Below are 795 nucleotides of genomic sequence, written 5' to 3'. Positions count from 1 at the left end.
TCCTATTTGGGAATATCATACCTTCGAACAGGAATAATCTGATTTTTCATAGAACTTTTGGCATTACCATTTCACTTGTATTTTATAGTTATTTACTCATTTACTTTGAATGACTCTTATGCAAGGAGGTAAATAATTGAATATATTTGTATAAGGCCAGTATCTGAAACGCGCTTGCAGAAGTTACGAGCAAGTATATAGTCTCTTGAGACAGATTAGGCATAAATACGGCAATCACCATGGTTAGATAAAAGACGATAGTGGCTACTTTTCCATACCATTTTGATCCATCTAACGTAATGCTTTTTCGATATAAGCGCAGATTTTCAATGAGCATATAGCTTTCTTTAACAATAAATAAAAGCAACAAAACAGAAAAAATGGGCCACTTGAACATTAAAACAGTAACAACAGCAACTTGAGTCAACTTATCAGCTACTGGATCGATTAACTGCCCTATTTTTGTACCCATGTTAAATCGACGAGCAATAAATCCATCCAGGGCGTCAGTGACACCAGACAACACTAGAATACCCGAAGACCACATATATTCCTCTTTGGTTTCTGCAGTCGCATAATAATAAACAAAAAACGGAATTAAAACTAATCTAAAATAAGATAAGAGATTGGGTATGGAGAACCAATCTTTCGTTTGCACATCTCTCAATCTATTCAGCCAACCTTTCATCTTCTGATTTGCTGCCGATTTCTTCATAGTATGCAATATTATGATTATGGTGTCAAAACCCCATAATTTTAAGCACTTAATCAACTTGAAATGCTCAAAAGTATACA

At 34.5% G+C, this 795-nt stretch carries 1 protein-coding gene; it reads right to left on the bottom strand.

Annotated elements, in window-relative coordinates:
• Positions 1–100: 100 nt before the first annotated feature.
• Positions 101–795, bottom strand: a 695-nt coding sequence (locus ABDZ53_RS11900) for a CDP-alcohol phosphatidyltransferase family protein (protein WP_343756811.1), incomplete at its 5' end; no start/stop codon positions are given.

The organism is Alkalibacterium iburiense (genome assembly GCF_039521845.1).
GTDB classification, from domain to species: Bacteria; Bacillota; Bacilli; order Lactobacillales; family Carnobacteriaceae_A; genus Alkalibacterium; species Alkalibacterium iburiense.
This window is presented reverse-complemented; position numbering and strand designations above follow the sequence as displayed.